Source organism: Sphingobium phenoxybenzoativorans (assembly GCF_018286635.1).
Taxonomy (GTDB): domain Bacteria; phylum Pseudomonadota; class Alphaproteobacteria; order Sphingomonadales; family Sphingomonadaceae; genus Sphingobium; species Sphingobium phenoxybenzoativorans.
Map to the genome: position 1 here is coordinate 417,181 of NZ_CP073910.1, position 21,541 is coordinate 438,721.

At 65.7% G+C, this 21,541-nt stretch carries 21 protein-coding genes and 1 pseudogene; 14 read left to right on the plus strand and 8 right to left on the minus strand.

Annotation, left to right across the window (positions count from 1 at the left end):
* The first annotated feature begins 255 nt into the window (after window positions 1-255).
* The 8 genes from KFK14_RS02115 (at window position 256) to KFK14_RS02150 (ending at window position 9,827) form a co-directional block, all read left to right on the plus strand.
* Window positions 256-654 (plus strand): peptidoglycan endopeptidase, encoded by a 399-nt coding sequence (locus KFK14_RS02115; protein WP_212610984.1) that lies wholly within the window; start codon window positions 256-258, stop codon window positions 652-654.
* Between the two features lie 106 nt (window positions 655-760).
* Window positions 761-1,036, plus strand: a complete 276-nt coding sequence (locus tag KFK14_RS02120) for a GlsB/YeaQ/YmgE family stress response membrane protein (protein ID WP_171905962.1) — start codon at window positions 761-763, stop codon at window positions 1,034-1,036.
* A gap of 196 nt (window positions 1,037-1,232) precedes the next feature.
* A complete protein-coding gene (locus tag KFK14_RS02125) occupies window positions 1,233-1,697 on the plus strand; it encodes a GNAT family N-acetyltransferase (protein ID WP_212609703.1) in 465 nt (154 codons plus the stop codon).
* 476 nt (window positions 1,698-2,173) lie between these two features.
* Complete coding sequence (locus KFK14_RS02130; RefSeq protein ID WP_212609704.1) at window positions 2,174-4,372, plus strand: phage tail protein; 2,199 nt, start codon at window positions 2,174-2,176, stop codon at window positions 4,370-4,372.
* Between the two features lie 52 nt (window positions 4,373-4,424).
* On the plus strand, window positions 4,425-4,928 hold the full coding sequence (locus tag KFK14_RS02135; protein WP_212609705.1) for a DUF2793 domain-containing protein: 504 nt from the start codon (window positions 4,425-4,427) through the stop codon (window positions 4,926-4,928).
* Window positions 4,929-5,177: 249 nt separating this feature from the next.
* The gene (locus KFK14_RS02140; protein WP_212609706.1) at window positions 5,178-6,239 is read left to right on the plus strand and encodes an OmpA family protein; all 1,062 of its coding nucleotides are present in this window, start codon (window positions 5,178-5,180) and stop codon (window positions 6,237-6,239) included.
* Between the two features lie 825 nt (window positions 6,240-7,064).
* Complete coding sequence (locus KFK14_RS02145) at window positions 7,065-9,140, plus strand: TonB-dependent siderophore receptor (protein WP_212610985.1); 2,076 nt, start codon at window positions 7,065-7,067, stop codon at window positions 9,138-9,140.
* A 54-nt stretch (window positions 9,141-9,194) separates the two neighbouring features.
* Window positions 9,195-9,827 (plus strand): nickel uptake transporter family protein, encoded by a 633-nt coding sequence (locus tag KFK14_RS02150; protein WP_070158262.1) that lies wholly within the window; start codon window positions 9,195-9,197, stop codon window positions 9,825-9,827.
* Between the two features lie 100 nt (window positions 9,828-9,927).
* Here KFK14_RS02150 and KFK14_RS02155 read toward each other — a convergent pair whose 3' ends face one another.
* Window positions 9,928-10,374: a hypothetical protein gene (locus tag KFK14_RS02155; protein ID WP_070158261.1), complete on the minus strand. Its 447-nt coding sequence runs from the start codon at window positions 10,372-10,374 to the stop codon at window positions 9,928-9,930.
* 120 nt (window positions 10,375-10,494) lie between these two features.
* Here KFK14_RS02155 and KFK14_RS02160 point away from each other — a divergent pair, with 120 nt between their 5' ends.
* The 3 genes from KFK14_RS02160 (at window position 10,495) to KFK14_RS02170 (ending at window position 12,369) form a co-directional block, all read left to right on the plus strand.
* Window positions 10,495-10,980 (plus strand): MarR family winged helix-turn-helix transcriptional regulator, encoded by a 486-nt coding sequence (locus KFK14_RS02160; RefSeq protein ID WP_212609707.1) that lies wholly within the window; start codon window positions 10,495-10,497, stop codon window positions 10,978-10,980.
* A 116-nt stretch (window positions 10,981-11,096) separates the two neighbouring features.
* On the plus strand, window positions 11,097-11,633 hold the full coding sequence (locus KFK14_RS02165) for a superoxide dismutase family protein (RefSeq protein WP_425516678.1): 537 nt from the start codon (window positions 11,097-11,099) through the stop codon (window positions 11,631-11,633).
* Window positions 11,634-11,862: 229 nt separating this feature from the next.
* Window positions 11,863-12,369, plus strand: coding sequence for a low molecular weight protein-tyrosine-phosphatase (locus KFK14_RS02170; protein WP_212609708.1), 507 nt, complete (start codon window positions 11,863-11,865; stop codon window positions 12,367-12,369).
* On the opposite strand, the gene thpR is transcribed toward KFK14_RS02170, so the two are convergent.
* Window positions 12,348-12,887 (minus strand): RNA 2',3'-cyclic phosphodiesterase, encoded by a 540-nt coding sequence (gene thpR, locus KFK14_RS02175; protein ID WP_212609709.1) that lies wholly within the window; start codon window positions 12,885-12,887, stop codon window positions 12,348-12,350. The two genes, KFK14_RS02170 and thpR, sit on opposite strands and share 22 nt — an antisense overlap.
* A 310-nt stretch (window positions 12,888-13,197) precedes the next feature.
* Here thpR and KFK14_RS02180 point away from each other — a divergent pair, with 310 nt between their 5' ends.
* Window positions 13,198-13,947 (plus strand): Bax inhibitor-1/YccA family protein, encoded by a 750-nt coding sequence (locus tag KFK14_RS02180; protein ID WP_212609710.1) that lies wholly within the window; start codon window positions 13,198-13,200, stop codon window positions 13,945-13,947.
* Between the two features lie 207 nt (window positions 13,948-14,154).
* Here KFK14_RS02180 and KFK14_RS02185 read toward each other — a convergent pair whose 3' ends face one another.
* Window positions 14,155-14,970, minus strand: a complete 816-nt coding sequence (locus KFK14_RS02185) for an ATP-binding protein (RefSeq protein ID WP_212609711.1) — start codon at window positions 14,968-14,970, stop codon at window positions 14,155-14,157.
* Between the two features lie 116 nt (window positions 14,971-15,086).
* Between KFK14_RS02185 and KFK14_RS02190 the strand changes: the two genes are divergently transcribed.
* Both KFK14_RS02190 and KFK14_RS24415 read left to right on the plus strand, forming a co-directional pair.
* Window positions 15,087-16,040 carry an L-threonylcarbamoyladenylate synthase gene (locus tag KFK14_RS02190; RefSeq protein ID WP_212609712.1) on the plus strand — a complete coding sequence of 318 codons (954 nt, stop codon included), beginning with the start codon at window positions 15,087-15,089 and terminating at the stop codon, window positions 16,038-16,040.
* Window positions 16,041-16,295 (plus strand): annotated as a pseudogene (locus tag KFK14_RS24415) (GFA family protein); the annotation flags it as partial.
* A gap of 218 nt (window positions 16,296-16,513) precedes the next feature.
* Here KFK14_RS24415 and KFK14_RS02195 read toward each other — a convergent pair.
* The 5 genes from KFK14_RS02195 to KFK14_RS02215 form a co-directional block, all read right to left on the minus strand.
* Window positions 16,514-16,756, minus strand: a complete 243-nt coding sequence (locus KFK14_RS02195) for a hypothetical protein (RefSeq protein ID WP_212610987.1) — start codon at window positions 16,754-16,756, stop codon at window positions 16,514-16,516.
* 97 nt (window positions 16,757-16,853) lie between these two features.
* Entirely contained in the window at window positions 16,854-17,387 is a 534-nt protein-coding gene (gene msrA, locus KFK14_RS02200) for a peptide-methionine (S)-S-oxide reductase MsrA (RefSeq protein WP_212609713.1), read from the minus strand.
* A 193-nt stretch (window positions 17,388-17,580) separates the two neighbouring features.
* A complete protein-coding gene (locus tag KFK14_RS02205; RefSeq protein WP_212609714.1) occupies window positions 17,581-19,269 on the minus strand; it encodes a long-chain-fatty-acid--CoA ligase in 1,689 nt (562 codons plus the stop codon).
* A gap of 291 nt (window positions 19,270-19,560) precedes the next feature.
* Window positions 19,561-20,247 carry a DUF1013 domain-containing protein gene (locus tag KFK14_RS02210; protein ID WP_212610988.1) on the minus strand — a complete coding sequence of 229 codons (687 nt, stop codon included), beginning with the start codon at window positions 20,245-20,247 and terminating at the stop codon, window positions 19,561-19,563.
* Between the two features lie 261 nt (window positions 20,248-20,508).
* Entirely contained in the window at window positions 20,509-21,537 is a 1,029-nt protein-coding gene (locus KFK14_RS02215; RefSeq protein WP_212609715.1) for a glycosyltransferase family 4 protein, read from the minus strand.
* Window positions 21,538-21,541: the final 4 nt, after the last annotated feature.

Here is a 21,541-nt window from a genome sequence, read left to right on the forward strand (position 1 = left end):
GCCTTCGGCATGGGGTGGGTGTGGCGAGGGATGGGTTCCGGCTTCCGCCGGAATGACGGGTTTGGGGACATGCGGAAATTATACATCGTCATTCCCGCGCAGGCGGGAAACCATCTCCCCTCCTATGCCGAGGCGCGGTGCCGGAGATGGGTCCCCACTTTCGTGGGGATGACGGGGATAGAGTGCATCGCCCCCCATGTGGGGGAGAAGGGTCCCCGCCTGCGCGGGGATGACGAAAGAGAAGCGGGGGCATCCATGACCAAGGGCGACAGGATCGCGGCGGCGGCGCTTGGGCTGGTCGGCGCGCCGTTCCGGCTGCATGGGCGCAGCGCGGAGACGGGGGTGGATTGCGTGGGGTTGGCCCTGCTGTGCGCGCGGCGGGCGGGGCATGCAGGCGCTGCGCCGGAGCATTATGGGCTGCGCGGCGGGGATGCGGCGCTGTTCGCCGGCTGGCTGCGCGCGGCGGGGCTGCGTCCGGTGCGCAAGGGCAAGGCGGGCGATTTTGTGCTGGTGCGCGCGGGACCGGCGCAGGCGCATATGATGGTCGCGGTGCCGGGCGGCCATGTCCACGCCCATGCCGGGCTGCGCCGCGTGGTGGAGATGCCGGGCGCATCCCCCTGGCCGGTCATCGGCCTGTGGCGGGCGGGGCGATGAGCCGTTCCGCGCCGCAGCATCGCATTCGTTACGCGACGCCAAGGAGTTGGTTTATGCTTCCTTAAGCGGGGTCCGACTCGGCGCCGCGTTTAAGGAGACTGACGGCATGATTACCTTCATCATTGCCCTGGTTATGGGCGGAATTATCGGCTGGCTGGCCAGCAAGGTCATGAACACCGATGCGCAGCAAGGCATTTTCCTGAACGTGGTTGTCGGATGCGTCGGATCGATGCTGGGCGGGTGGCTGTTCAGCGTGTTTACCGGCGGGACCGAAAATCTGCGCGTCGCGCCGTTCAACCCGGTGACGCTGGCCGTGGCGTTCGGCGGCGCAATCGTGCTGCTGGGCATTGTGAATATGATCCGGCGGGGCCGGATCCGGTGAATTGCGCGGGGCGGGGGCGGTTTGGTGGCCGCTCCCGTCGTAGAATGGCGGCTCGTAGTTAGAAAGCTGCTTTCGGACGATGTTGGAAAGCGCCGTTTGTAAAGTTCACGGCCTGAATCTGCTGCGTGGGTATCACCACAATACTCTCAAAATACTGTCTCATTGTGGACATGATCTTCGGCAAGACATTCATGTCATGGCGGTGATACGGCACGCGATCTTCCCTGATGACACGGCGGCGGTTCTGGGTATCTGGCGTGAGTTTATCGCCAATTCGCCGGTAAATCTCGATTATCAGAACAATGATGCCGAGTTCGCCAAGTTGCCGGGTAAGTATGCGTCGCCAAAAGGATGCGTTCTGCTCGCGGATCAGGAAGGCGAAATTGAGGGCTGCGTTGCGATGCGCCAAGTCACGCCAGACATATGCGAGATGAAACGGCTATATGTTCGTCCTAGCGCTCAGGGACGTCATCTTGGCCGCATTCTTGCCGAACGCCTGATCGAAGAAGCCCGCGCTGCAGGCTACAGCGAAATGAGGCTGGATGTGCAGGCGAAGTTTATTCCCGCGCGCAGGCTTTATGAAACTGTTGGTTTTGTTGCGGCGGAGCCGATCTCGTTCAATCCTGTCCCCGGCGCGTCCTTTCTCGGTCTCCACCTGTAATCTATGCGATACCTGATCTCGGTTTCGTATCCGGCAAACTAACGCTCGCTTTCAGGCATCGCCTGTTCCTCAACACCGATCCTGATCGCCAGCCGGACGATCGCGCTTTCCGGGAGGCCAGCGGCCCTTCGGGGCAAGACTAGACATCCTCTAACCAGCTATTGTGCGCCGCTATGCGCCGCGCCGGTAGCTTGCCAGAAGCGTTTTGGCGGTTCGCAGATCAGGTTCGAAATCATGAAGCAACCTATCCGCTTCGCATCTGGCCATTATCGGACCGGAACATATTTCGTCATCAATCCTATCCCTTCTGACAAGTCCAGATCGAGATAGTGCGATTTCGGACCCAATGGTCCGTTGCGATCCTTTCCCACAGGGATGGGAGCGCGCGACCCAGCCGCCTGAGATCCCAGCATCCGCTGGGATGACGGTGTGTCGCGATCGACCTGATTATCCCCATATCCAAAAGGACCCCCATCATGGCCACTCTTGTCCTGACCGCTGTCGGCACGGCGATTGGCGGGCCGATCGGGGGTGCGCTGGGCGCGCTGATCGGGCGGGGGGTGGATCAGGCGGTGCTGTTCAAGCCCAAGGGGCGGGAAGGGCCGCGGCTGGCCGAACTGCAGGTGCAGACGTCAAGCTATGGCAGCCAGGTGCCCAAGCTGTTCGGGCGGATGCGGGTGGCGGGCACCGTCATCTGGGCGACGGACCTGCGCGAGACCAAGCAGAAAAGCGGCGGCGGCAAGGGCAAGCCGAGCGTCACCACCTACAGCTATTCGGCGAGCTTCGCCGTGGCGCTGTCGGCGCGGGCGGCGCAGGGGATCGGGCGGATATGGGCCGACGGCAATCTGCTGCGCGGCGCGGCGGGCGATTTCAAGAGCGCGGTGGGGGCGTTCCGCTTTCATGCAGGGGGCGAGGATCAGGCGGTCGATCCGCTGATCGCCGCCGCGCAGGGGGCAGGCGTCACGCCCGCGCATCGCGGCATGGCCTATGCGGTGTTCGAGGATCTGGCGCTGGCCGATTATGGCAACCGGATACCCTCGCTGACCTTCGAGCTGATCGCCGATGCGGGCGTGGTGGATGCCGGGGCGATGATCGGGGCGCTGAGCGGCGGACGGGTCACGGGCGCGGCGGGCGTGGCGATTGGCGGCTATGCGGCCGGGGGCGAGGATGTGCGCGGAGCGATTGCGCCAGTGATGGACAGCCGGGGCTGGGCGGTGCGCGAGACGGCGGGCGGATTGGCGGTCGATGGCGGCGTGGAGGCGGATGGGGCGATTGATGCTGCGATGTTCGCGGCGCGATTGAACGGACGGGCGGCGGTCCCTGTGCAGCGTGCGCGGACCCCGGCGGAGGCGGTGCCGGTGCGGCTGGCGCTGCGCCATTATGATCCGGCGCGCGACTATCAGGCGGGGGTGCAGAAGGCGGTGCGGCCCGGACCGGGGCGGCGGGAGGCGAGCGTCGACCTGCCCGAAGCGATGGCGGCGGGCGCGGCGCGGACGCTGGCGCATGACCGGCTGGCGGCGCAATGGGCGGCGCGGCGGCGGCTGGCGCTGACCTGCGGCTGGGAGGCGCTGATCCATGCGCCGGGCGATATCGTGACAGTGGAGGGCGCGCCGGGGCGCTGGCGGATCGCGGAGACGGAATGGGAGGCGATGGGCGTGCGCCTGACGCTGGAGGGGCAGGCGGGCGGCAGCGCCGGGATGCTCCCCGCGTCCGGCGGCGCGGGCGTGTCGCAGCCCGACCTGCCCCATGGCGCGACGGTGCTGATGCTGGCCGACCTGCCGGTGCTGAGCGATGCGCCGCCCGCTGCGCCGGTGGTGGTCGCGGCGGCGGCGGGAGAGAGCGAGGGCTGGCGCAGGGCGGCGCTGTTCACCGTGACGCCGGGGACGGGCGAGGCAGTGGCGGCCGGGGGCACGGCCCCTGCGGCGGCGATGGGCACGGTGGCGGCGGCGACGGGCGACGGGTCGGCGATGCTGTTCGACATGACGACCATGATCGAGGTGGAGATGCTGGCCGATGGCATGACGCTGCATCCGGCGGACGACGCGGCGCTGATCAATGGCGCGAACCTGTGCCTGGTGGGGCGGGAGCTGATCCAGTTCGGCAGCGCCGCGCAGACCGGGCCGCGCCGCTTCCGCCTCAGCCGATTGCTGCGCGGGCGGCGGGGGACGGAGTGGGCGACGGGCGGCCACGGCGCGGGCGAAGCGCTGCTGATGATCGAGCAGGACCGGCTGGCGGCGGTGGCGGACGATGCCGTGCATGTTGGCGCGGCGCTGTCCATGCTGGCGATCGGCATTGGCGATGCGGTCCCGGCGGAGGCGGCGCTGACGGTGACGGGCGAGGCGCTGATCCCCCTGCCGCCGGTGCATGTCGCGCAGGAGCCGGACGGCGCGGGCGGCGTGACCGTGCGATGGGTGCGGCGGAGCCGGGCGGGATGGCGCTGGCTGGACGGCGTTGACGCGCCGCTGGGCGAGGAGAGCGAACGCTATGCCCTGCGGCTGATGGATGGCGGCGTGACGGTGCGCAGCGCGGAAACCGCCGCGCCGCTGTGGACGTACAGCGCGGCGATGATCGCGGCCGATGCGGCGGCGGGGCATGGCGGGCCGCTGCGGCTGGACATCCGCCAGGCGGGCGCGCAGGCGGTGGGCCGCGCCGCGTCCGTCATGCTGGGCATATGACCTAAGCCCGGATGATCTAACCCCAAATGATCCAACCCAGAGGAGACCGACTATGGCAGGTGAGCACAGCGCGCGGCTGGCGCTGCCGATGATGCATGCCGGGCAGGCGCAGAAGGAAATCACCCATAATGAGTCGCTGACATTGCTGGACATGCTGGTGCAGGCGGTCGCGGAAAGCGCGGACGCGCATGTCCCGCCGGTCTCACCCGTGGCGGGGCGATGCTGGATCGTCGATGCCGGGGCGACGGGCGCCTGGGCGGGGAAGGACGGCATGATCGCCGGATGGACGCAGGGCGGCTGGCGCTTCGCCGCGCCCGTTGCGGGCATGCGCTGCTGGGTGGCGGATCGCGGGCATGCGATGCGTCATGACGGCAGCGCCTGGGTGGATGAGGATGCGCGCGGGGACGGCTATTATAGCGGCGGCCAGCGCGTGGTGGCGGCGCGGCAGGCGGCGATTCCCGGACCGGCCGGGGGCAGCGTGATCGATGCGGAGTCGCGGACCGCTATAGGGGCGATATTGACCGCATTGCGCAGCCATGGACTGGTGGAAAGCTGAGACGGGGAGAGCCGCTGCAGGAGTGTGGATTTCATGTCCTAACGCGCCGTTAGCCATGCCTGTAAAACAATGCTTTAACCATCTTGCGCGTGCGAACAGGCCGATTGTTTCATAATGCATAGATGGGGCAAAGTCTTTGAAACTGTAGCATTTGTGCAACATAATAAACAATTGCGCGCTTGCCATGAAACTTTCGGGAGGATAGAGGGTTTCCGCAGTCCTTTGTGACCATTTTGAAAGGGGAATAATATGCGGAAGCTTGCCCTCGCAGCAGCGCTCGCTACAACGGTATTGGCTACACCAGCCTTTGCCCGCGACAAGTCCTGGTATATCGGCGTAGACGCTGGTGCGATGATCGTGGAAGACACCACGCTCAAGATCGTTACCCCGAATTCGACCGTGAACTACAACACCGGCTATGACGTCGATGGCGTCATCGGTTACGATTTCGGCGGCTTCCGTCTGGAAACCGAAGTCGGCTACCGCCGTGCTTACACGGACAGCAATGTCTACACCAACGGCATCCAGTCGACGCGCGGTAACTTCCGCACGCTGAACTTCATGGTCAACGGCCTGCTGGATTTCGGCCCGGATGACGGCCTGCAGGGCTTCATCGGCGGCGGTGTCGGCGTTGCCCGCACCTATCTCTACACGCTGACCACCGACGATTCGGACACGGGCTTCGCATGGCAGGCTCTGGCCGGCATCCGCTTCCCGCTGACCAGCAAGCTCGATGCGTCGCTGAAGTATCGCTTCTTCAACCATGGCGACATCGGCGTCGTCACCAGCAACGCGCTGGGCGGCCCGGCCGCCGGTTCGGACGTCGATGCGCGCATCCGTACGCACAGCATCCTCGCTGGCCTGACCTACAACTTCGGCGAGCCGCCGGCACCCCCGCCGCCGCCTCCGCCGCCGCCTCCGCCGCCTCCCCCGCCGCCGCCTCCGCCGCCGGCCGTGGAGTGCACGCCTGGACCGTACATCGTGTTCTTCGAATGGGATAAGTCGGACATCACGCCCGACGCAGCGACCATCCTGGACAATGCGATCTCGGCCTACAGCAACTGCGGCAACGCGCAGGTCATGCTTGCCGGTCACGCCGACAAGTCGGGCTCGGCCTCGTACAACGTCGGCCTGTCCCAGCGCCGTGCGGACTCGGTCAAGGCTTACCTGTCGTCGAAGGGCATCCCCGACGGCGTCATCGCCACCGAAGCGTTCGGCGAGAGCAAGCCCCGCGTCGAGACCGCCGATGGCGTTCGCGAACTGCAGAACCGTCGCGTGGAAATCACCTACGGTCCGGGTTCGGGCATGTAATCAGCTTCGATCCTCCGGGATCGGAACGAGAATTGGGGGCTGGTCGAAAGACCGGCCCCTTTTTCTTTGCGCGATGAAGGCGGGCGGATTTGGATGAGGGGCGTTGGAGGGTGCTGGTGTGGGGCGGGCGGAAACGGACTTGCCTGTTGGCCGTCATGCCGGGCTCGACCCGGCATCCATTGGCTCTTATAGTGGAGCATTCCCGCAACGGTTGAGGCCCATGGATCCCGGATCAAGTCCGGGATGACGGCAGGTTATTGTCGCAATCCACTCAACCTCGTGATCCCCGCGGACACGGGGCCTTAATGCGCCTTGGGCATATCAGGCGTGTGGGGAGAGATAGGTTCCCGCGTCGACTTTCGGTCGCTCTTCGGGTCGCGGGAATGACGAAAGGGGGAGGTGTTCTCCGGCCTATTAGGGACCTGAAAAATCCTCCCCTGCAAGGGGAGGGGGACCGGCGTAGATGGTGGAGGGGTGGCGCGCTATCGATATGGTGACACCCCTCCGTCATTCCTTTGGAATGCCACCTCCCCTCGAAGGGGAGGATTTAAAAAAGGAAGCTGCCTGCCCTTCCGGGCCATCGCTTATTTGACCTGAAACCAGTCAGCGCTGCTCATAATGCGCCTGTTTCTCTGCGGCGGGCGGCGGATTGCATGTTCATATTCTGTCATGATCTGGAACCGCCTCGTTCATAAATACTCATGAAACTTTGCTATTGATAGGCGTTCTCATTAGCTGTAACCGGTCCCCCGACTGTAAAACCAAAAGGGGAATGACGTGGTGCGCTTGAAGAATATAGTCTTGGCCAGCGCCGCGCTGATCGCGATGTGGGGGCCTGCGGCCTTCGCGGCGGGCGCAAGCGATGCGGCGAGCAGCGAGACGGAAGGCGACGAAACCATCATCGTCACCGCCGCCAACGCCGGCACCAAGACCGAAACCCCGCTGATCGAGCTGCCCCAGCCGATCAAGGTCATCACGTCCGAACAATTTCTGTCGCAGGGCGCGATCAGCATCAGCGATACGGTGAAATATGCCGCGGGCGTCCTCGCCAATCCCTATGGCCGCGACACCCGCGTCGACGGCTTCAATGTGCGCGGTCTGGACGCGCTGCAGTTCCGCGACGGCATGCGCGACATCTTCTCCTATTATGCCAGCATCACGTCCGATCCGTATAATTTCTCCCGCGTGGAGATTGTGCGCGGACCGGCGTCGGTGCTGTTCGGACAGGGGTCCATCGGCGGCCTCGTCAACCTGGTGTCCAAGACCCCGGACTTCGAGACGCGCGGCGAGCTTAACCTTGTCTATGGCAGCTATGACCGCAAGGAAGCGCTGGGCGACGTCAATATCGCGCTGGCGGACAATCTGGCGATCCGCGCCGTCGGCCGGGTGCGCGATTCCGGCACCTATGTCGATCATGTGCCCGACGACCGGGTGATGTTGGCGCCGTCGATCCGCTGGCAGCCGACGCCCGATACCGACATCGTGCTGACCGGCCTCTATCAGGAGGACGACACTGGATCGACGTCGCAATTCCTGCCGATCGTCGGCACGTTCCGGCCCAATCCGGGCAATCCCGGCGAGACGCTCGACCGCTACACCTTTGTCGGCAAGGCGGGATGGGATCGCTATGCGGGCCGTTCGCTGCAGGGCGGCGGCAGCATCACGCATAATTTCTCGGACAATATCCGGCTGAGCCTGAAGGCCCGCTATATCGACAGCGACCTCGATTATTTCACCCACTATGCCGACAGCTACACCAACCCGACCAATCCCTATCTGGTGTACGGTACGGATGGGCGGACCATCGGTCTTTATGCCGACGCCAGCAATGCGAAGATGAACGTCTTTTCGACGGACAATAACCTCCAGTTCACCTTCAATACCGGCGCGAATATCGAGCATAAGCTGCTCGTCGGCATCGACTATAGCTGGAACAAGGTGGGCAAGCGCGGCGTGCTCGGCGTTGAGACGATCGATATTTATGACATCGATTATGACGCCCTGCAGGAATATACCCCCACCGGTCCCTACGCCTATGAAAGCCAGAAGCAGTTGGGCGTTTATGTGCAGGACCAGATCCGTTTCTTCGACCGCATCTCTATGGTGCTGGGCGCGCGGCGTGACCGGGTGACCGGATCGTCGGGCCAGAAGGACAACGCCACCACTTTCCGCGCTGGCGTCATTGGGGAGATCGGCGCGGGCATCTCGCCCTTCTTCAGCTATACCGAAAGCTTCCTGCCGGTCGCCGGCAACCTCCAACTGCCGGGCGGCATTCCGGGCGACCCCTACCGTCCGCAAACGGGCACGCAATATGAGGCGGGCGTGAAGTGGCAGCCGGGCGTCAACACGCTCGTCACGGTCACGGCGTTCAAGATCAAGGAGCGCAATCGCATCCTTTATGGCGCGAACAATTCCACGACACAGTCGGGCGAACTCAACACCAAGGGTTTCGAGTTTGAGGCGAGCCACACCCTGCCCGGCAATTTCGAGCTGCTGGTCAATTACGGCTATTCCAAGTTGAAGTCCGAAACCAACACCAGCCTCGATTATATGCCGCGCCACACGGCGTCCCTGTGGTCGACCAAGACCTTCGGCGTCACGGACGGCGCGCAGCTCCGCCTGGGCGCGGGCGTCGTCTATAACGGCAAGAGCGTGTCCACCGGCATGCGCGATCCCTATGGCCTGAACCCGGCCATTCCCGCTGGCGAACTCTATTCCATCATCACGCCGTCGCGCACCACGGTCGATGCGCTGGCGGAAGTGACATGGGAGAAGTGGCGCTTCTCGCTCAACGCGACGAACCTGCTCAACAAGCAGTTCTTCGCCTCCTGCCTGGCGCGGGGCGACTGCTTCATGGGCGCGCCGCGCAATGTGATGGGGACGGTGGGATACCGGTTCTGAATCGATCGGGCGGGGCCTGCGCGAGCGCGCGGGGGATTATGAAGGAGATGGACGATGCGTAGATTGACCATGGCGGCTGCCGCGTTGCTGCTGGCCGCGCCGGCGGCGCAGGCGCATGAGCTGTGGGTGGAGCGCGACGGGACAGGCCCGGCGCGCATCTATCTGGGCGAACCGGGCGAGGCATTGCCCGAAGGCGGCGACCCGGAGTTTGAGAAGCTGAAAGCGCCCCGGCTGGTGCCTGCGTCGCAGGCGGCGCAGGTGCGCAAGGCGGGCTATATCGAGGTGGCGGCGCCCGCAGGCGACGTCCGCGTCGTGGACGACAATGTGTTCGACCCGTGGGGCGAGGACGGCAAGAAGGAGGGCGTCATCTATTACGCCCGCGCCGGACGGGCGGAGAAGGCGGCGGCCATGCCGCTGGAGATCGCGCCCGGGGCGGCCCATGCCGACAGCTTCCTGCTGCTGCGCGACGGCAAGGCCGTGCCCGGCGCGAAGCTGACCGTGATCACGCCGGACAAATGGTCGAAAAGCTTCGTCACCGACGCGCAGGGGCAGGTGACGCTGCCGCTGAAGGAAAAGGGCCGCTATATCCTGTCGGCGACGCAGGAGGAGAAGGGCGACCTGGCCCTGCGCGGGCAGAAGGTCGCGACCCTCTATCATATCGCGACGCTGACCTTCGACCGGCGCTGAACCTGTCTCGACCTGGGTTATAGGGCAATGCGCAGGAGCACGGTTTCCATAGGCTCGAAGGCGCATGATCAGCCGAGAAGGGCCGCTCCGGGGGCGGGGACTATCGCGCCCCGGCGTCCGTCAGATATTGCAAGGGCTTGAGCGGGCCGAGCGGCATCAGGTCGAAGCGCAATATGCCGCCCTTCACCAGCGGCAGGTCCGCCAGCAAGGCGCGCGCGTCGTCCGCGCTCGTGGCGTTCAGCAGGAATATGACGCCCTGCTTCTCCTTCTGCACCCACCATTGTTCGATACGGCCGGACAGATAGAGGCCGACCGTATCGCGCACCTCGTCGGGCATGATCGCCCGGATGCTCTGCGGCGTGTGCCCCTCAACCAGCGTGCCGATGGCAAGGACATGCGTGGTCGGCACTGGCGCGGCGAGGGAGGTCGGGGGCGGCGTCTGTTGCGCCAGCGCCGGACCGGCTGGCGAAAGCGCGACGCCCAGGGCGAGACCGAGAGCGGCGAGCGTCGGCGTAAGCGACGGGAGCGTGCGTGACGACTTTTTCATGGCGGCGGTCCTTTCTTTGCGATGATCATTGCTGTCGAACGAATAAAAGGGGATATCCCCCTATATCGTCCCGCGCCAATCTGGTCTAGGATGCGCGTCACGCCCGGAAGCGCCGGGCCGATGCGGGCCGGAACCTTGGTGGAGATGATGATGGACAGCGGATCGCCCATGGCGTTCATGGCGTGCAACTGCATCGCGTTGCGCCGGGCGGCGCGGCGGATATCCAACTATTATGACGCCTGCCTCGCCCCGCTGGGCCTGCGCGCGACGCAGTTTTCGATGCTGGCGCTGCTGGGCGCGCAGGGGGCGATGCCGGTCAATGGGCTGGCGCGGGCGCTGGACCTCGACCGGTCGACGGCGGGGCAGAATCTGCGGCCGCTGGAGCGGGATGGGCTGGTGGACATGGGCCGGTCCGAGACGGACGGGCGGGCGCGGGTGGTGCGGCTGACCCCGGCGGGCGAGGCGCGGCTTGCCGAGGCGAGCGTCCGGTGGCGGCGGGCGCAGGCGGCGTTCGAGGCGGCGAATGGCGCAGAGGAGGCGTCGGCGATGCGGGCCATGCTGGCGGCCCTGGACATGCCGCCGCTGGATAGCGTCGAAAAAGGGTGACAGAAAGAGACTCATTCGCAACAAAGGCGGCCGTGCGGCGTTCGCCGTTAAGTTTCCCCCGTCCGCCAAGGAGTGCCCCCATGACAGCCCCCACCAAAGCGACCTACGCCCTGCCGATGATGACCGCGTTGCTGATGCTGGGCGCTTGCGCGTCGGACAATGACGGCGCGGCGAGCGCCGCCTCCGCCGCCCCGCCCGCAGGACTCACTGCCAAGGCGGTGCTGATGGCCGCCGACGGTTCCGAAAAGGGCGCCGCCGAGGTCGTTGAGAGCGCCGCCGGGCTGACCGTCAGCATCAAGGTGATGGGCCTGCCCGCCGGCACCCATGCCGCGCATGTCCACACCACCGGCGTTTGCACCGCGCCCGACTTCGCCAGCGCGGGCGGCCACTGGAACCCGACCAAGCATCAGCATGGCAAGGATAATCCGCAGGGCATGCATATGGGCGACATGCCCAACATCCTGCTGGGCGCGGATGGGTCCGGCACGCTGGAATATACCATCCCCGGCGCGAAGCTGACGAGCGGCGACGCGCCTCTGCTCGATGCGGACGGCGCGGCGATCGTGATCCACGCGGCGGCCGACGACATGAAAACCGATCCGACCGGCAATGCGGGCGGGCGGCTGGCCTGCGGGGTGTTGACGGCGGTTTGAGAAGGACTTCCGCTTGACCTGTTAAGGATGTGCTCCTGCGAAAGCAGGAGCCCAGTCCCGCCGTCTGAACTGGACTCCTGCTTCCGCAGGAGCACGTAGACATGCGGGGAAGGGGCTTTCCTTGCTTGCACCACCACGCCCAAAGAATGTGCCTTAAACCCTAGGCTCCTGCTTTTGCAGGAGCACGGAGGATGATCGCACCGATGAAGCGCTCCCCAGAGGCTCTGCAATGACGGAGCAGAGCGGACAGCCAGCCATCCCCCGCGTGCTATTCGTATGCCTGGGCAATATCTGCCGCTCTCCCATGGCGGAGGGGGCGTTGCGGCATCTGGCGGCGGAGCGGGGCGTTGCGCTGGAGATTGATTCCGCGGGCACCGGCAACTGGCATCGCGGCCATCCGCCCGACCGGCGGGCGCAGGCGACGGCGGAGGCCTATGGCGTGGATATCTGCGGCCTGCGCGCGCGGCAGGTGAAGGCCGGGGATTTCCATGCCTTCGACTATGTCGTGGCGATGGACGGCGACAATTACCGCAATCTGCAACGGCTGCGCCCGCGCGACGGGACAGCGCAACTGCTGCTGATGCTCGATCATCTGGCCGGCCGGGAGGGGGAGGGCGTGACCGATCCCTATTATGGCGGCGATGATGGCTTCCACACGGTGTGGCATGACATTATGGGCGCGGCGGGCGGCCTGCTCGACCGGATTTTGCGGGATCAGCGGGGCGCGAGCGGGTAGCGTTCGGCCAGATGATAGACCGGCCCTTCGCGGCCGAGGATGCTCTCGTAAAGGCCGAACTCGGCGACCGGAAAAGGCGCGCTGGACAGGCCCGCATTAGCCGCAAGGAAATCGTGCAGCGGCGCGCTCGACCGGTTGAGCCGGGCGAGCGTGATGTGCGGCAGATAGGCGCGATGTTCCGATGCGCAGCCCGCCATGATGCAGGCGCGATCGATGCGGGCGTGCAGCGCCGCCACCTGATCATGCGGCGTCACCCCGGCCCAGAGCGTGTCGATGCGCCCGCGCCGGTCGAAGGTTCCGGCGCTGGACAAGGCAAGGTCGAAGGCGGGCGCGGTGACGCGGGCGAGGGCGGCGGCGATGTCGCTGGCCTGATGCCGGTCCACCTCCCCGATGAAGCGCAGGGTGAGGTGCAGTTGATCATCGCTCTGCCAGCGCGCGCCCTCCACCCCGTGCATCAGGCCGAGCAGATGATCGCGAACCGGAACCGGCGGACGCAGGGCGACGAACAGGCGGTGCATGGGGGGATGGTAGGGGCTGTGGGGCGCGGCGTGAACTATTCTTTGCCATCGTCACCCCGGACCTGATCCGGGGTCCCGCTGATCTTGCGCCGCGACGGAAATAGAAGAAGCGGGATCCCGGATCAGGTCCGGGATGACGAGAGGGGATATGCTTCGCCAGGCGATCATGCGCGGGAATGACGGAAATGCGATGGCCGTGAATCTGTTCCCGAAACCCGCTTTCCCTTGAAACCCTTGCGGATTCAGCCGATATTAAACGGTGAACCGGCATGATCGCCGGACGATATGCCTTATTTGGAGAAGATTTCTCATGGCTAACTGGTCTGATCCCCGCACGACTCCGTCGGGCCTTGGCGGCGCGGCCGCAGGCGCGCAGGACGTCGCTTTCGATGCAGGGCTGCGGTCCTACATGCTGTCGGTCTACAATTATATGGCGAGCGGCGTGCTGCTGACCGGCCTGGTCGCGATGGCGTTCGCCTGGGGCGGCGCCGATTCGATGGCGGCCAAGATACTGATCAATGGCGGCATCCTGCGCTATGTCGTGATGTTTGCGCCGCTGATCTTCGTGATGGTGCTGAGCTTCGGCATCAACCGGCTGTCCACGGCGCAGGCGCAGGGGCTGTTCTGGGCCTATGCGGTGACGATGGGCCTCAGCCTGTCGTCCATCTTTCTGATGTATACCGGGGCGTCGATCGCGCAGACATTCTTCGCGACGGCGGCGGCGTTCGCGGGCCTCAGCCTCTATGGCTACACCACCAAGAAGGATCTGTCGGGCTTCGGCACCTTCCTGATCATGGGCGTGGTCGGCCTGTTCGTGGCGATGCTGATCAACATCTTCCTGAAGTCGACGGTGATGGACCTGGCGATCAGCGCCATCGGCGTGCTGCTGTTCGCTGGCCTGACCGCCTATGACACGCAGAAGATCAAGAGCATCTACGCCTATGTCGCGGGCACGGACATGATGGGCAAGACGGTGGTGATGGGCGCGCTCAGCCTCTATCTCGACTTCATCAACATGTTCCTGTTCCTGCTGCGGTTCATGGGGTCCAGCCGGAACTGATCCTTTCGGGGTGTGGAATATAAGAAGGCCCGGCGGAGCGATCCGCCGGGCTTTTTTGCGCTGGACAAGAAGCAAGAATCCGTTCGGGCTGAGCGAAGTCGAAGCCCTTGCCTGAACGCAGAGAAGGTGCCTCGTCATGCTCGGTGGAGGCACTTCGCTCCGCTCAGTGGAAGGCTTCGACTTCGCTCAGCCCGAACGGTGTAAATGTTAAACCCGTTTCCCAGCCCGTCCCGCCAGTTCCACCACATATTGCCACGCCACCCGCCCGGAGCGGCTGCCGCGCTGGGTGGCCCACTGGATCGCCTCCAGCGGATCGAAGCTCAGGCCGAAATGCGCGGCGTATCCGCGCACAATCTCCACATAGGCGTCCTGGTCGATATTGTGGAAACCCAGGCTCAAACCGAAACGATCGGCCAGCGCCAGCTTGTCGTCCACCACGTCGCGCTTGTTGATCGGGTCGTCCTGCTCGCTCATGTGGCGGGAGACGATGTGTCGGCGGTTGGATGTCACATAGAGGCGGACATTGGCGGGCCGCGCCGCCGCGCCGCCCTGTAGCAGCGAACGGAGCGTGCGCGCGTCGCCCGCGCCTTCGTCAAACCCCAGATCGTCGATGAACAGGATGAAGGGGCGCTTCGTCCCCCGCAGGATCGAGAAGAGCGCCGGGAGCGTATGCAGCGTGTCGCCCGCGCACTGGACGAGCGCGATGTCCGCCCCGTCCGCCTGCAACTGGCCCACGACCGAGGCGACGGTGGCCGACTTGCCGGTGCCCCGCGCGCCCCACAGCAGCACGTCATGCGCGGCGTGCCCGGCGGCGTGGCGCCGGCTGTTTTCCAGCATCGCCTGCTTCTGCGCGTCGATGCCGGACAGCAGGGCGAATTCGACCGGGGCGAAGGCGTCCACCGCCGCGACCGTCGTCCCATCCCACACATAGGCCGGGAAGGCGGCAAGGTCCGCCTGCGGCGGCAGCGGCGGGGCAAGGCGTTCCAGCGCCTCGGCAATGCGGGTCAGGAGGGCGTCGGTCATCGCCTGCGTCTATCGCCACCAATTCGGCTGCGATAGCCGGAAATGCGCGCGGCGGGCGTCATCCAACTGTCTTTTTGCGCTATTATGCCCGGACCTGCACAGATATATGCGGGGCCGTGACCATTCCCAATCCTGGATTAGCGACAAAGACTTCCCTCTATGACACGGCGGCGCTGCGCGAGGCGGCGTTGCTGATCCGGGCGGGCGAGCCGGTCGCCGCGCCGACCGAGACAGTCTATGGCCTGGCGGGCGATGCGACCGACGGGCGGGCCGTGGCCGCCATCTATGCCGCGAAGGGGCGGCCAAGCTTCAACCCGCTGATCGTCCATGTCGCCGACCGGGAGATGGCGGAGCGGCTGGCGATATTCTCCCCCGTGGCGCGGGCGCTGGCCGACGCCTTCTGGCCCGGCCCGCTGACGCTGGTGCTGCCGGTGCGGGACGGGGCGGGGATCGCGCCCGCAGTGACGGCGGGGCTGCCGACCGTGGCGCTGCGCATGCCCGCCCATCCCGCCATGCAGGGACTGATCCGGGAAAGCGGCAAGCCGCTGGCCGCGCCATCGGCCAATCGCAGCGGCGGGGTAAGCCCGACGCGGGCGGAGCATGTGCTGGCCAGCCTGGGCGGGCGCATCCGCATGATACTGGACGCCGGGCCGACGAGCGAAGGGCTGGAATCGACCATCGCCGCGCCGGAGGAGGACCATGTCCGCCTGCTGCGGCCCGGCCCCGTCACCGCCGCGATGATCGCAGAGGCGGCGGACGCGCCGGTGCGCGACGCGAAAGGCGGGAAGATCGAGGCGCCGGGGCAGCTTGAGAGCCATTACGCGCCGGGCAAGCCGCTGCGCCTCAACGCCATGCGGGCGGAGCGGGACGAATATCTGATCGGCTTCGGCCTGATGCCGTGCAGCTATAATATCAGCCCGGAAGCGGACCTGCGCGAAGCGGCGAAGAACCTGTTCGCGGCGCTGCACCTGGCCGACGCCAGCAGCAGCAGCGCCATCGCCATCGCGCCGATCCCGGAGGAAGGGATCGGCGTCGCAATCAACGACCGGCTGCGGCGCGCGGCGGCTTAAGTGACCGCCACGCTCACCGGATCATGCCATTGCGGCGGAGCGCATTGGACGCTGGAGGGCGATCCGGGGTCGATCACGGCGTGCAACTGCACCCTGTGCCGCCGCTATGGCGCGCTGTGGGCCTATGATTATGAGGATGGGCGCATCGGGATTGCGGGGCCGGTCAGCGCCTACAGGCGGCCGGGGAAAGCGGACCCGGCGCTGGAAATCCTGTTCTGCCCCACCTGCGGCTGCGTCATCTGCCGCCGGACGGGCGATGCGTGCGAGACATGTGGTTCTAGCTGTGGCGCGTTTGGGGTGGGAAGGGGACAAACATCCTGCTGTTTACCCGCCCGTCATTCCCGCGCAGGCGGGAACCCAGGGCGATGTGACGTTAGGCGGCCCCGGACTCCTGCTTTTGCAGGAGAACGTGACCTTTGCCTAACGTCTCATAATGGCCGATACGCGACACCGCCATTCGCGATCCCGCACGTTCAATCGCAGTCCCGGTACCCCGCATCGCGGCAGGCGCGGCGGCGTTCCTTTGCGTCGCGTTTTTCCTGCTTGCGCATCTCGCGGCCGCGATTGCGGTCGGCCTCCTCCTGGCTGGTCGTGCTCCAGTCGACGGCCTGTGATCCGGCGCGGACGGGAAAGGTCACGATATTGGCGGCCGTGCGCGCGACGCAGCCCTGTGCGAGAACCGCCATCGGCAGGACCCAGATCATCCGCTTCGTCATCATCTCGCTGCTCCGTTGCGATTGCGCCGGACAGCCATGCCATGGATCACATGAACCGTGGCATAAGGAGGGCGCGGAACCGGATCAGATGGGGCGATCAGGCGACGATCCGCTCCGCAAACTTCTTTTGCAGCTTCTGCAGCTTGGGCGGGATCACCGCCATGCAGTAGGGATTGCGGTCGCCGACGCGCTCCCAATATTTCTGATGATAATCCTCCGCCGGATACCAGGGGGCCATCGGCTCGATCGTGGTGACGATGGGATTGGGCTGGTCCGCCTGCGCGCGGGCGATGGCGGCCTTCGCATCGGCCTCCTGCACCGCGTCGTGCGGGAAGATGGCAGAGCGATACTGGGTGCCGATGTCGTTACCCTGCCGGTTCAGCGTCGTCGGATCATGCGTGGCGAAATGGATGTCCAGCAGGTCGCCATAGCTGATCACGTCCGCGTCATAGGTGATGCGGATCGCCTCGGCATGGCCGGTGCGGCCGGTGCAGACCTCCTCATAAGTCGGATCGGCCTTGTCGCCGCCGATATAGCCGCTCTCGATGGACTGGACGCCCTTCAGATTCTGATACACGGCCTCCGTGCACCAGAAGCATCCGCCTGCGATGGTTGCGACTTCCTGCGCCATGTTTGCATTCCCCGGTGAGTGTTGGGGATAAGATAAGAGCGGGCGGGAGGAGTGCAATGGCGCGTGACAACTACACTCCGTTCGCCCTGAGCGAAGTCGAAGGGCTCTGCTGAGGCAGAGCCGAAGCACTTCGCTCCGCTCAGTGGAAGGCTTCGACTTCGCTCAGCCCGAACGGAAGAGAGATTGGCCCCTTTTAACTGACACCCTCCCCCGCCTTCGCGCGTTCCTCTGCCACCAGTTCCTTGCGGGAGAGTTTGCCGACCAGCGTCTTGGGGAGGTTCAGGCGGACCTCCACGGCGCAGACGCGCTCATGCTTGCCGAGCTGGGCGTTGAGCCAGTCCTTCAGCGCCTCGCCGGTTTCCTTCGCACCGTCCTGCAGCGTCACGAACGCCTTGGGGCATTCGCCGCGATAGGCGTCGGGGATGCCGATCACCAGCGCCTCCTTCACCGCCGGGTGGTGATAGAGCACCGCCTCGACCTGGCTGGGGAACACCTTGAAGCCGCCGACGGCGATCATGTCCTTCAGCCGGTCGACGATCTTCACATAGCCGTCCTCGTCGATCAGGCCGACGTCGCCGGTGCGCAGCCAGCCGTCGATGAACACCTCGGCATCGGCGTCGGGCTTCTCCCAATAGCCCTTCATCACCTGCGGTCCGGAAAAGAGCAGTTCGCCGGGTTCTCCGGGCGGCGCGGGGCGGCTTGGGTCCTCGCGGTCGACGACCTTGACCAGCGTGGCGGCGACCGGCTGGCCGACCGTGCCGGGCTTGTTCAGCCCCTCATAGGGATTGGAGCAGACCACCGGGCTGGTTTCGGTGAGGCCATAGCCCTCCACCAGCTTCGCGCCGGTCACCGCCTCAAACTTCTGCTTCACCTCCAGCGGCAGCGGCGCGCCGCCGGAGCTGCAGACGCGCAGCGAGGACAGGTCGACATTGGCGATGGCCGGGTGATCGAGCAGCGCCTGATAGAGTGTGGGCACACCGGCGATGGAGGTCGCCTTCGTCCGGTGGATCGCCTGCAATACCTGCGTCGCGTCGAAGCGGGGCAGCATCACGATCTCGCCGCCGTTCAGCATCGTGCGGTTGAGGATGCAGGTGTTGGCGAACACATGGAAGAAGGGGAGGACGCCGATGATCCGGTCCTCCTCGCCCGCATGCGGGTCCATCATCTCGACCTGGCGGGCGTTGGCGGTCAGATTCTGGTGGGTCAGCATCGCGCCCTTGGGCCGTCCGGTCGTGCCGCCGGTATATTGCAGCAGGGCGATGTCATTTTCCGGGTCGATGGCGGGGGTGGCGCAATCGCCCTTGTTCGCGATCAGCTTTGAGAAAGCGATGATGCGCGGATCGTGCGGGGTTTCCGCCGTCTCGGACCGCTTGAGCAGGCGATAGAGCAGCGATTTCGTCTTGGGCAGCACGCCCGCGATCGACCCGACGACCAGCTTTTCCAGGCTGGATCCGTTCAGCACCTCCAGCGCGGTGGGCAGCAGCGCCTTGGCCGACAGGGTGAAGAGGATCTTCGTGCCGCTGTCCTCGACCTGATGCTCAAGCTCCGCGGCGGTGTAGAGCGGCGAGAAGTTGACGACCGTCGCCCCGGCCAGCATCGCGCCATAATAGGCCGCGACATAATGCGGCACATTGGGCAGGAACAGGCCGACCCGGTCGCCCTTGCCGACGCCCATCGCCTGCAGCCCGCACGCGACCTTGCGCACGCCGCCCAATATGTCGGCATAGCTGTAATGGCGGCCGAGGAAATCGATGGCGTGGGCATGGGGATGGGCGGTGGCGCTGTTGATCAGCATGTCCGTCAGCGACAGCGGCGGGAACTGCTGATCCCACGCAACCGGATGGCTGTACCGCTCTTTCCAGATTATCTTTTCGCTCTCCACATCAACGAATGTATGCGGGGAAATGGCTTCCCGCAATCCATGTGGAGCCGCGATTTCGCCGGTTTCCGTTCCCGTCAATCAGGAGGGGGCGATGCCGTAACGGCACTGGCCCCCTGGAATGGCGAAAAATTTTTTGCGGCGGTGTGCGAGTGGGCGGAATCTAGGCCTTCCATATCCACACCGTTCGCCCTGAGCGAAGTCGAAGGGTTCGACCGACCGATAGGGAGGTCACTTCGCTGCGCTCAGTAGATGGCTTCGACTTCGCTCAGCCCGAACGGCGATAGGTAATCCCTACCCCACATGCCCTTCATTGTTGCTGAACGGGTCGAGGATCGTGGCGACGTCGGAGATCGCCTGCGCTTCGGCATGCATCGCTTCCTCGGCGCGGCGGATCGTGTCCTCACGCTCCCGGCGCAGTTCCTCGATCAGGGCGGCGCGATCGCCGTCCAGACGCTCGTCGGTCGGCGCCTCGATGCCTGCCTTCTTCGCGGCCTTGGCGACCAGCGCGTCCAGCTCCCGCTGCGAGCAGAGGCCCAGCGTCACCGGGTCCTTCGGCACGATGTTGGCGATGTTCCAGTGGCTGCGGTCGCGCAGCGCCTGAATGGTGGTGCGGGTGGTGCCGATCAGCTTGCTGATCGCGCCGTCCGAAATTTCCGGGTGGTTGCGCAGGATCCAGGCGATGCCGTCCGGCTTGTCCTGACGCTTGGAAACGGGGGTGTAGCGCGGCCCCTTCGTGCGGCGCACCGGCTCCGGCCCCTTGCTGATCTTCAGCCGGTAATCGGGATTCGCCTCGCCCTTGTGAATCTCGTCCTGGGTCAGCTCATGCGCGCGGACGGGATCGCGGCCGGTATATTTGGTCGCGGCGGTGTCATCGGCGATCGCCTGCACCTCAAGGATGTGAAGCCCGCAGAATTCCGCGATCTGATCAAAGCTGAGCGCGGTGTTGTCGACAAGCCAGCTTGCGGTGGCGTGGGGCATAAGCGGCTGGGACACGGGGAGCCTCTCCTGAACTAAAAACGATAAGGGCCGCCCCTCACGGAGCGGCCTCTGCATGGGGCGATGGTAGTGCATCGCCGCGGGAACGGCAAGAAAAAGCGTGTGGGGGCGGGGTATCCCCGGCATCCAGATTATATCCCGTTCGCCCTGAGCGAAGTCGAAGGGTTTGCCAGAGCGTAGCGAAGGCCCTTCACTGCGTTCAGGGAAGGGCTTCGACTTCGCTCAGCCCGAACGGAGATTTTTTCACGCCGCCAGCGGCAGGGCATCCGGGCTGAACGGATACAGCCCCTCAAGGAATTGCCGCGCGCTCGCGGCCCAGGTGAAGCTGGCGCCATAATCCGCGCACCGGCCGCGGTCGCGGCTCAGGGCCTGGGCGATCGCCTCCTCCAGCGTCTCGGCCAGCGCGCCGGTCTCCGGGGTCACGATGTCGACCGGGCCAGTCACCGGATAGGCGGCGACCGGCGCGCCGCAGGCCAGCGCCTCGATCATCACCAGCCCGAACGTGTCGGTGCGGCTGGGGAATGTGAATACGTCTGCGCCCGCATAGGCACCGGCAAGGGCGCGGCCGGAGAGCGGACCCAGAAAATGCGCATCCGGGTAAGCGCGTTCGAGCGCCGCGCGGGCCGGGCCGTCGCCCACCACCACCTTCGACCCCGGATGGCCGGAGGATAGGAACGCCTCGATATTCTTTTCCACCGCGACCCGGCCGACATAGAGCTGGATGGGGCGGGGAAGGTGGGCGAACATCTCCGGCGGCGGCGCGTCGGGCGTGAAATTGGCAAGGTCCACGCCCCGTCCCCAGGGCCGGACCTGCGCGATGCCATGCGCGCGGAGCTGCTCGCGGACGGAGCGGGTGGACACCAGCACCGCCTGCGCCGGGCCGTGGAACCAGCGGATATAGGGCCAGATCCACGCCGCCGGGATGCCGGTGCGCTGCGCCACATAATCCGGGAAATGCGTGTGATAGGCCGTGGTGAAGGGGATACCGGTGCGCAGGCACCAGCGGCGCGCGGCAAGGCAGAGCGGCCCCTCTGTCGCGAGATGGATAGCGTCGGGCAGGAAAGCGTCGATCTCCCGCCCTATGGTGCGCGACCGGGCGACCGCCAGCCGGATTTCCGGATAGGTCGGGCAGGGCAGCGACCCATATTGGTCAGGCGAGAGGATGCGGACGGCATGACCCGCCGCCTCCAGCTCCGCGCGCACCGACCGCAGGGTGCGGACGACGCCGTTCACCTGCGGTTCCCACGCATCGGTGACGATCAGGATGCGCATGGCC

Coding starts and splice junctions, on each gene's coding strand:
- KFK14_RS02115 (WP_212610984.1), top strand. CDS start 256: ATGACCAAGGGCGACAGGATCGCGGCGGCGGCGCTTGGGCTGGTCGGC.
- KFK14_RS02120 (WP_171905962.1), top strand. CDS start 761: ATGATTACCTTCATCATTGCCCTGGTTATGGGCGGAATTATCGGCTGG.
- KFK14_RS02125 (WP_212609703.1), top strand. CDS start 1,233: ATGGCGGTGATACGGCACGCGATCTTCCCTGATGACACGGCGGCGGTT.
- KFK14_RS02130 (WP_212609704.1), top strand. CDS start 2,174: ATGGCCACTCTTGTCCTGACCGCTGTCGGCACGGCGATTGGCGGGCCG.
- KFK14_RS02135 (WP_212609705.1), top strand. CDS start 4,425: ATGGCAGGTGAGCACAGCGCGCGGCTGGCGCTGCCGATGATGCATGCC.
- KFK14_RS02140 (WP_212609706.1), top strand. CDS start 5,178: ATGCGGAAGCTTGCCCTCGCAGCAGCGCTCGCTACAACGGTATTGGCT.
- KFK14_RS02145 (WP_212610985.1), top strand. CDS start 7,065: ATGTGGGGGCCTGCGGCCTTCGCGGCGGGCGCAAGCGATGCGGCGAGC.
- KFK14_RS02150 (WP_070158262.1), top strand. CDS start 9,195: ATGCGTAGATTGACCATGGCGGCTGCCGCGTTGCTGCTGGCCGCGCCG.
- KFK14_RS02155 (WP_070158261.1), bottom strand. CDS start 10,374: ATGAAAAAGTCGTCACGCACGCTCCCGTCGCTTACGCCGACGCTCGCC.
- KFK14_RS02160 (WP_212609707.1), top strand. CDS start 10,495: ATGCGGGCCGGAACCTTGGTGGAGATGATGATGGACAGCGGATCGCCC.
- KFK14_RS02165 (WP_425516678.1), top strand. CDS start 11,097: ATGATGACCGCGTTGCTGATGCTGGGCGCTTGCGCGTCGGACAATGAC.
- KFK14_RS02170 (WP_212609708.1), top strand. CDS start 11,863: ATGACGGAGCAGAGCGGACAGCCAGCCATCCCCCGCGTGCTATTCGTA.
- thpR (WP_212609709.1), bottom strand. CDS start 12,887: ATGCACCGCCTGTTCGTCGCCCTGCGTCCGCCGGTTCCGGTTCGCGAT.
- KFK14_RS02180 (WP_212609710.1), top strand. CDS start 13,198: ATGGCTAACTGGTCTGATCCCCGCACGACTCCGTCGGGCCTTGGCGGC.
- KFK14_RS02185 (WP_212609711.1), bottom strand. CDS start 14,970: ATGACCGACGCCCTCCTGACCCGCATTGCCGAGGCGCTGGAACGCCTT.
- KFK14_RS02195 (WP_212610987.1), bottom strand. CDS start 16,756: ATGACGAAGCGGATGATCTGGGTCCTGCCGATGGCGGTTCTCGCACAG.
- msrA (WP_212609713.1), bottom strand. CDS start 17,387: ATGGCGCAGGAAGTCGCAACCATCGCAGGCGGATGCTTCTGGTGCACG.
- KFK14_RS02210 (WP_212610988.1), bottom strand. CDS start 20,247: ATGCCCCACGCCACCGCAAGCTGGCTTGTCGACAACACCGCGCTCAGC.
- KFK14_RS02215 (WP_212609715.1), bottom strand. CDS start 21,537: ATGCGCATCCTGATCGTCACCGATGCGTGGGAACCGCAGGTGAACGGC.